The organism is Hungatella hominis, assembly GCF_014288005.1.
Taxonomy (GTDB): Bacteria; Bacillota; Clostridia; order Lachnospirales; family Lachnospiraceae; genus Hungatella; species Hungatella effluvii.
Genome location: NZ_JACOPB010000010.1, coordinates 199,793 through 207,555, shown reverse-complemented (window position 1 = coordinate 207,555; position 7,763 = coordinate 199,793). Strand labels below are relative to the sequence as shown.

Below are 7,763 nucleotides of genomic sequence, written 5' to 3'. Positions count from 1 at the left end.
AATTGGACATCTAATTTTAAAATCTCCATGTAGCTAGGCTTATTTAAGTTACCCTTTTTTAGGATAATAAAAATATCAACTTTTTTCACATCACCTCTTGACATTTCTTAGCTGGACTTTGTTTTGCTTATTCCCTCATGTTTCTGATGCCTTTATTGTATCCTAATTTCTCCAATAAAAAAACATATACACATTACCACTTGGAATACTTTAATTACTATTCCGATCTAATGCGTATATGTCCAAAATCTTCAATATTTACAAATAAGTATACTTTAATTACCTTTTTTATATTGTGTCGGAGTTTTTCCTGTCTCTGCTTTAAAAACCTTGCAAAAATATTTGGAATTATTAAAACCGATTTTAAAACTAATTTCTTCTATTGTATCATAGGAGTTCCTCAGCAACTTTTTCGCATGCTCTATTCTTATTTTTGTTAAAAAACCTGTATATGTGATTCCCTTTTGCTGATAGAATAAACGGCTTAAATAGGAAGCATTCACAGAGATTGCTTTAGCTACCATCTGCAGAGATAGTTCGGGATTATTATAATGATCCCGAATATAGGAAACCGCATTGAGAAGATGCTGATTCTGCAAATTTGTATCGTAAAAATCCATCCACTCCAACATCTGCTTCAGACCATAATCCAGCCACTCAGATAGCTCTAACCATGTACGAAAATTTGCTGCCTGCTGTATAAACGTCTCAAAGTCCAAGTCAGCTTCTATCTTATCTTTTGATACGTAATTTGAGATAAACTGCAAAAGATGAACTGCTGTCTGTGCTACATCGGCCGGAAAATAACGTTCCTGCTCCAACCTTTTCCAACGGCCGCTAAGATATTCATAAGTTTTTTTTCGGCCAGCCTCCATTATTTCTGTCTTAATCCAGTAAACCATCTCTGTATATTGATAATCCAGTTGTTTTTTTGAACCGAATTTGCCAATCGATTCATAGGTAAACAAAAATTGTGATGGGCAATAAAAGTGTTCATAAATACAGGCCAGCGCCTGCTCCTTTAATCGATACAGGCTCGTACCCAGGCTGCATACCCGGCTTACACCGGCAATTACGGAAAGATTGGTACAGCGCTCAATCATAATCCGCACCCGTTCAAGCCCTCTTGTAAGCTGCTCATAAAAATTTACCTTTGTAATTCCATCTAATCCATAAATACAGAAAAAGAAGCCATGTCCACCATAAACACACAAAGGACCGAATTCACTTTGCAACAGGATATCCCGTACTGATGTAATCAGCAGCTTTCTCATCTCCTCCCTTCCCGAGTAAGTATCTGCCGACAAATCCTGGCACTTTATACAGGTAACAACGATTTCTGTGCAATTCTTCGTTATCCCTGCCTCCTCAAGAATCTTTAACTGAGTCTCTACTGAAATCTCCGAGAAAAGTATATCATGTAAATCCTGTCCCAATAATCGATCCCCAGTTGCCGGGTCCTGCGCATTTATATGAATAGTTTGATTTAACGTATTCAAAACGATTTCTGCCAGTGTGTCCTGATTAATGTCGGACTTTAGCAAATAATCACTCGCCCCTAATAATAGTGATTCCCTTACGAACTTAAAGTCATCATGGCTGCTGAGTACGATAATTTTACTTTTTATACCTTCCTCTTTCATTTTTTTAATCAATCCTATACCATTTATTACCGGCATAAGGATATCTGTAATAACCAAATCCGGATCAAAATGCCGGATCATTTCAACAGCTTCTTCCCCATTTGACGCTTCCCCAACAACTCTACAACCCATCGCTTCCCAATCTATACCGCTGGTTACCGCCAGACGTAGTAACGGCTCATCATCCACAATAACAACTGTAAACATATTTTCCCCTTAACTCCTGTCTTTCCCCACCCAGTCCTTTTTGCTATCAAGCGACTTTCCATTTACTTTCGTCCATACAACAGTCAGACTCTTCACTGAAACTTGTAGTTATCTCCGCTCTCACATCTCCGCAGAATATCGTATTTCTCCATCTCAAATCCCAAATCCACGTCAATCATCTGCTGTGCGTGCGGCGCGCTCTCCTGCAGATTTCCCTCTTCGTCATAAATAGCCCGAACGACGGCAGATAAATTCCTTCCATCTGGTTTCATTACTTCGATCGTCTCTCCCACAGAGAACTTATTTTTCTGTTCAATCCTTCCGTATCCTCGGCCGTCCACAGCCATCACAGTTCCCAGATACGTATAATCCTTGACATACGTGCTGTTTTCATAAATCTGTGCGGACGCATCCGGCTTTCCAAAGTAGAAGCCAGTCGTAAATTCCCGGTTGACGCACTTTGCAATCTCCGCCCTGTACCATTCCAGATTCGCTTCATACAGCTTCGGATCCTTTAAATAGTCGTCTATGGCTTTCCGGTAAGCCCTTGCCACTGTCGCCACATAGAGCGCCGTCTTCATACGCCCTTCGATCTTAAAGCTGTCGATCCCGGCATCGATCATCTCCGGTATGTGATCGACCATACATAAATCCTTGGAGTTAAAGATAAACGTGCCCCGCTCATTCTCATAAACCGGCATGTACTCACCCGGACGCTTCTCCTCGACGATGGAATACTTCCAGCGGCAGGGATGGGTACAGGCCCCCTGGTTGGCGTCCCGTCCCGTCATAAAATTGCTCAGAAGACACCGCCCTGAGTAGGAGATGCACATGGCTCCGTGAATGAAGCTCTCGATCTCCATATCCTCCGGAATGTGGTCTCTGATCTCCTTAATCTCCTTTAAAGAAAGCTCACGCGCCGTTACCACGCGCTTTGCCCCCAGATCATACCAGAAACGGTACGTTCCGTAGTTCGTATTATTAGCCTGGGTGCTGATATGGATCTCCATATCGGGTATCACCCGCCTGGCAATGGCGAATACTCCCGGATCTGAGATAATCAGCGCATCCGGACCGATCTCCTTCAGTTCTCCGAAATACGCCTCCACACCCGCTAAATCATCGTTGTGAGCCAGAATATTGGCCGTTATATAGACCTTTACACCGTGTTCATGGGCAAAGGCGATTCCCTCTTTGATCTCTTCATTCGTAAAATTCTTTGCTTTCGCTCTCAGACCGAAGGCCTCACCGCCGATATAGACCGCATCCGCACCGTAAATCACGGCGGTCTTCAGCACCTCGAGACTTCCAGCCGGAATAAGCAGTTCTGTCTTTCTCATCTTTTTACATCTCTTTCTCTAAAAACGCTTAATGCAACGCCGTCCCCGATGGGTATGATCGACGTGGCCAGGCTGTCCGTATGTTTCAATTCGTATAAATATTCCCGCATGCGCGCATGGATCGTCCTGTTGCGCCGTTCCACCGCATAGCGCGATTCGATGATATCGCCATCCTGCAGCACATTGTCCGAGACAAGCATACTTCCCGGAACCATGAGTCTCATGATTTCGGGAAGCCATACAAGATACTGGCCCTTCGCCGCGTCCATGAATATAAAATCATAGGGACCGGTAAGTTTCTTAAGGATCTCTCCGGCATCGCCGGGGAGCAGAGTGATTCGTTCACTCTCCCCCGCTCTCTCGAAGTTTTCCAGGGCTTCTGGTATCCGTTTTTCATATTTTTCAATCGTTGTTATGCGGCAGTTCTCCGGCATGGCCCCCGCCATTAAAAGCGTCGAGTAGCCCACTGCGGTGCCAACCTCCAGGATAGCCGCCGGCCGCTTCGCCGCCACCAGAGAAATCAGGAATGAGGCGGTCTCCTCGCGGATGACCGGCACCCGTTCCTTCCGGGCCTTTGACGCAATCTCCGAAAGGAGCGTTCCCCGGCTTCTCTCCAGCGAATTAATGTAGTCCGTGACTCTGTCGTTCCCTGTCATTCCTTCTCTTCCTCTTCTCCGGTATTTTCGTTCATCATCTGAAGAATCTCCCTGGAGGTCATAGAGGTGTTCACAGTGTACGTCCCGGGGTTCACTTCGTAGTCGAAGAAGATGGCCTGTATGACAAATGAATATTCATTCGCAATCAGCCCGTACGACTTAAGGAGCTTCGCTGCATCCGTGATGGAGGTTCCCTCCTCCACGGTGATACTCCTGTCTCTTCCCGGCGCGGCTTCCACAGACGTGGCGTAAAAAATTTCATGGCCGAATTCATAGCCCTTTGTCACGCCTTCGTAAAGAAGCAGCACGACCAATGCGCAGACAATCAGCCTTCCGGATATCCCGATGATGGCTCCCGTTATTCTGTTGATCTCTTTTGTAGCACGGCTCATACTGTCATCCCTTTCAACACGAAAGTCCTGATTCTTTGATGCTTATCCTATACTTCCATAATAATCGGCAGAATCATCGGATTCCGCTTCATCCGTTTCCATAAGAAATCGCTTAAGCTGTCGCGGATAATATTCTTGATCTTGCCCCAGTCGTTGACATGGCGGTCGAGGCAGTCCAGCACAGCGTCATTCACGACCGCTCTTGCGTCCTCCATCAGATCCTCGGATTCTCTCACATAGACGAAGCCTCTGGACACGATGTCCGGGCCTGCCAGCAGCTGATTGCTGTATTTCTCCAGCGTCAGCACGACGATGATGATTCCGTTCTGAGCCAGATTCTGTCTGTCACGCAGCACGATATTGCCGACGTCGCCGACGCCCAGTCCGTCTACCAGGATTCCGCCTGCTGAAACGTGATCCACGATGCCCCAGGACTCCTGTCCCAGTTCCACCACGTCTCCTGATGACATGATAACGATGTTGTCCTTCGGAATGCCCATAGCCTGTACCAGATTCTTCTGAGCCATTAAATGGCGGTACTCTCCATGAACCGGGATCGCGTATTTCGGACGCACCAGAGCGTAGATCAGCTTGATCTCTTCCTGACACGCATGGCCGGATACGTGGGTATCCTGATTGATTACTTCGGCGCCCTTCATGGCCAGTTCGTTGATAACCTTGGACACCGCCTTCTCATTGCCCGGAATCGGAGTGGAGCTGAGCACTATCACATCGGTCGGTTTAATCGATACCTTTTTGTGGGTGCTTCCCGCCATACGGGAAAGGGCCGCCATGGATTCTCCCTGGCTTCCTGTGGTGATGAGCACGGTCTGCTCATCCGGATAATTCTTCAGCTGGTCGATATCAATTAAGGTTCCCTCCGGGATGTCGATATAGCCCAGTTCGCTGGCCGTTCCGATGACGTTCACCATGCTTCGTCCCTCTACCACGACCTTGCGTCCGTACTTAGCCGCTGAGTTGATCACCTGCTGCACCCGGTCCACATTGGAGGCAAAAGAGGCAACGATGATACGGTTAAATTTATGATCTGCAAAGATATTGTCAAATGTCTTTCCCACCGTCTTTTCCGATGGGGTAAATCCCGGGCGGATGGCGTTGGTGCTGTCGCACATCAGGGCCAGAACGCCCTTCTTGCCCAGCTCTGCGAAACGCTCTAAATCGGCCGGTTCGCCGAAGACCGGCGTATAGTCGATCTTAAAGTCGCCGGTGTGCAGAATCACGCCCGCCGGTGAATAGATGGCCAGTGCGGAAGCGTCTGCGATACTGTGGTTTGTCTTTATAAATTCAATACGGAAGCATCCAAGGTTGATGGACTGTCCGTGCTTGATTACTTTCCTCTTCGTATTCTTTAATAAATTGTGCTCTTTTAACTTATTCTCGATCAGTGCAATGGTCAGCTTCGTACCGTAGACCGGCACGTTGACCTCTTTTAAAATGTACGGCAGGGCTCCGATATGGTCCTCGTGGCCGTGGGTGATCACAAATCCCTTCACCTTGTCGATGTTCTGTTTTAAATATGTTACATCCGGAATGACTAAGTCGATGCCCAGCATGTCGTCGCTGGGGAAAGCAAGTCCGCAGTCCACTACGATAATGCTGTCCTCGTATTCAAACGCGGTAATATTCATACCAATCTGTTCCATTCCACCAAGGGGAATGATCTTAATTTTTGCATTACTGTCCTGTTTCTTCAATCTGTTACCTCCATCTTTCTATTATTTTCCGTCCTGTTCTTCTTCCATGATTTTCTGACAATCCCTGCAGTACCCGTAGAGCTTTACCTCATGATCCGTCACCTTAAATCCCATGGTATCGGAAATGGCCTGCTCCAGCGTATCAAGGAGGTCTCCTTCAAATGAAAATACTCTGCCGCAGCGGCTGCATATTGCGTGATGATGGTGATGTCTGGACTCACTTTCAAGGCCCCCTAATTCATAGCGGGCAAAACCGTCGTCAAAGCTCACCTTATCGATTACCGACAGATCCACCAGTACCTGCACGGTCCTGTATATCGTGGCCAGTCCGATCTCCGGGCATTTCTTTTTCGCGAGGTCATAGATGTCCTCCGCCGTTAAATGTTCACCCGGGCGCTCCGCCATGATTTCCAGTACCAGCATGCGCTGATTTGTCACTTTGAGTCCCTTTTTACGAAGCATGTCTTTAAAAACTTCCTGTTCCATATTCTTCATCACTTTTCAATATCCACGTCCGCGTCTTCCAGCAGTTCGGAAAATATTTTAAATAAATAATCTATCTCGTTATCATCCTCTACGAACTCGTAAAGAGCATCCGCATCGTCGCTCTCTGATAAGTCCTTCAGAATGTAACATTCTCCCTCTTCGTCATCATCCGCCGCATCTGTCACCAGCAGATAACTCATTCCATTAATTCTGGTCTCTTCCAGAACGTAAAAATCTACGGCTCCGCCGTCATCTGTCACCAATGTTATTTTCTTTTCTTCGTTGCTCATGGTTCGTCATTCTCCTCTGGTCGTGCCGCCTGGCAGACTGTCCAAATAGCCCTGCAGAATCAATCCAGCCGCCACTTTGTCGATGACCGCCTTCCGGTTTTCCCGTCTGACTCCGCTCTCCTGTAAAATCCGTTCCGACTGAACGGTTGTAAGCCTCTCATCCCAGAGTACCACCGGCAGTCCGGTCCTGCGCTCCAGCATGGCTTTAAAGCTCTCTGTTTTCTCTGCACGGTCTCCCAGAGTATTGTTCATATTCTTAGGATAACCCAAAACAATGGTTTCAATCTCATATTCCCGAATCAATTCCTCAATTCGGGCGCAAGTCTTTCTTAATTTGTTCTCGTCTTCTCTCGTAATCGTCTCCACCGCCTGGGCAGTAATGCCAAGGGAATCGGATACAGCGACGCCAACAGTCTTGGAACCGTAGTCAAGGCCCATTATTCTCATATTTATTTTCTCCATATTTGTCAAACCTCCCGCCACTGACGGCAGAATCCCTGGCCCTCACGGCCGCCGGACAGACATGCGGGCATGTCCGCCTGACTCATTGCCTGCGGAAATATAAGCCTGCATGTCTCTCTGACCGCCGCCGCTGGAAATAAAGCCGGTATTTTTTCAACACGAAAAAACAACTGCCAGAGTCCGTTTATTCCTTCATCTGACAGTCAAATTACAGATTCTCTTTACCACGTAAAATTACTTAAGCATCGTATCGATATAGACCCTCATAAGCTCCTCCAGGATCTCATCCCGTTCTACCTTCATGATGAGACTTCTGGCGTTCTTATGACTGGTTATATAAGTAGGATCTCCAGACATGATATAACCCACGATCTGGTTGACCGGATTATACCCTTTCTCTGAAAGGGCAATATAGACCTGCTCCAGAACCTGGCTTACATCCAGCTTGTTTTCCTGTACTGAACCAAAAAATTGTGTATTATGAATATCGCCCATTACGCTCACGTCCTTTAACTGTTCTTCTCTATTCTAAACCATATTTGCTGTTTCGGCAAGAAAAAAATAAAAATTCC

9 protein-coding genes are annotated in these 7,763 nt (G+C 46.7%); all 9 read right to left on the bottom strand.

Annotated features, from left to right (window positions below):
- Window positions 1-275: 275 nt before the first annotated feature.
- The gene (locus H8S75_RS20560; RefSeq protein WP_187023181.1) at window positions 276-1,850 is read right to left on the bottom strand and encodes a response regulator transcription factor; all 1,575 of its coding nucleotides are present in this window, start codon (window positions 1,848-1,850) and stop codon (window positions 276-278) included.
- 92 nt (window positions 1,851-1,942) lie between these two features.
- Entirely contained in the window at window positions 1,943-3,190 is a 1,248-nt protein-coding gene (locus tag H8S75_RS20555) for a peptidase U32 family protein (protein WP_187023180.1), read from the bottom strand.
- Entirely contained in the window at window positions 3,187-3,846 is a 660-nt protein-coding gene (locus H8S75_RS20550; protein ID WP_187023179.1) for an O-methyltransferase, read from the bottom strand. Before H8S75_RS20550 ends, H8S75_RS20555 begins: the two co-directional genes overlap by 4 nt.
- Window positions 3,843-4,238, bottom strand: a complete 396-nt coding sequence (locus tag H8S75_RS20545; RefSeq protein WP_187023178.1) for an MltG/YceG/YrrL family protein — start codon at window positions 4,236-4,238, stop codon at window positions 3,843-3,845. Before H8S75_RS20545 ends, H8S75_RS20550 begins: the two co-directional genes overlap by 4 nt.
- A gap of 47 nt (window positions 4,239-4,285) precedes the next feature.
- Complete coding sequence (locus H8S75_RS20540; protein ID WP_432764198.1) at window positions 4,286-5,902, bottom strand: ribonuclease J; 1,617 nt, start codon at window positions 5,900-5,902, stop codon at window positions 4,286-4,288.
- 72 nt (window positions 5,903-5,974) lie between these two features.
- Window positions 5,975-6,439 (bottom strand): Fur family transcriptional regulator, encoded by a 465-nt coding sequence (locus H8S75_RS20535; RefSeq protein ID WP_187023176.1) that lies wholly within the window; start codon window positions 6,437-6,439, stop codon window positions 5,975-5,977.
- An 8-nt stretch (window positions 6,440-6,447) separates the two neighbouring features.
- Window positions 6,448-6,729 (bottom strand): DUF1292 domain-containing protein, encoded by a 282-nt coding sequence (locus H8S75_RS20530; protein WP_025530574.1) that lies wholly within the window; start codon window positions 6,727-6,729, stop codon window positions 6,448-6,450.
- A gap of 6 nt (window positions 6,730-6,735) precedes the next feature.
- The gene (gene ruvX / locus H8S75_RS20525) at window positions 6,736-7,176 is read right to left on the bottom strand and encodes a Holliday junction resolvase RuvX (RefSeq protein WP_029466884.1); all 441 of its coding nucleotides are present in this window, start codon (window positions 7,174-7,176) and stop codon (window positions 6,736-6,738) included.
- Between the two features lie 249 nt (window positions 7,177-7,425).
- Window positions 7,426-7,686 carry an IreB family regulatory phosphoprotein gene (locus H8S75_RS20520; RefSeq protein WP_002602485.1) on the bottom strand — a complete coding sequence of 87 codons (261 nt, stop codon included), beginning with the start codon at window positions 7,684-7,686 and terminating at the stop codon, window positions 7,426-7,428.
- Window positions 7,687-7,763: the final 77 nt, after the last annotated feature.

Coding starts and splice junctions, on each gene's coding strand:
- H8S75_RS20530 (WP_025530574.1), bottom strand. CDS start 6,729: ATGAGCAACGAAGAAAAGAAAATAACATTGGTGACAGATGACGGCGGA.
- ruvX (WP_029466884.1), bottom strand. CDS start 7,176: ATGAGAATAATGGGCCTTGACTACGGTTCCAAGACTGTTGGCGTCGCT.
- H8S75_RS20560 (WP_187023181.1), bottom strand. CDS start 1,850: ATGTTTACAGTTGTTATTGTGGATGATGAGCCGTTACTACGTCTGGCG.
- H8S75_RS20550 (WP_187023179.1), bottom strand. CDS start 3,846: ATGACAGGGAACGACAGAGTCACGGACTACATTAATTCGCTGGAGAGA.
- H8S75_RS20545 (WP_187023178.1), bottom strand. CDS start 4,238: ATGAGCCGTGCTACAAAAGAGATCAACAGAATAACGGGAGCCATCATC.
- H8S75_RS20535 (WP_187023176.1), bottom strand. CDS start 6,439: ATGGAACAGGAAGTTTTTAAAGACATGCTTCGTAAAAAGGGACTCAAA.
- H8S75_RS20540 (WP_432764198.1), bottom strand. CDS start 5,902: ATGGAACAGATTGGTATGAATATTACCGCGTTTGAATACGAGGACAGC.
- H8S75_RS20520 (WP_002602485.1), bottom strand. CDS start 7,686: ATGGGCGATATTCATAATACACAATTTTTTGGTTCAGTACAGGAAAAC.
- H8S75_RS20555 (WP_187023180.1), bottom strand. CDS start 3,190: ATGAGAAAGACAGAACTGCTTATTCCGGCTGGAAGTCTCGAGGTGCTG.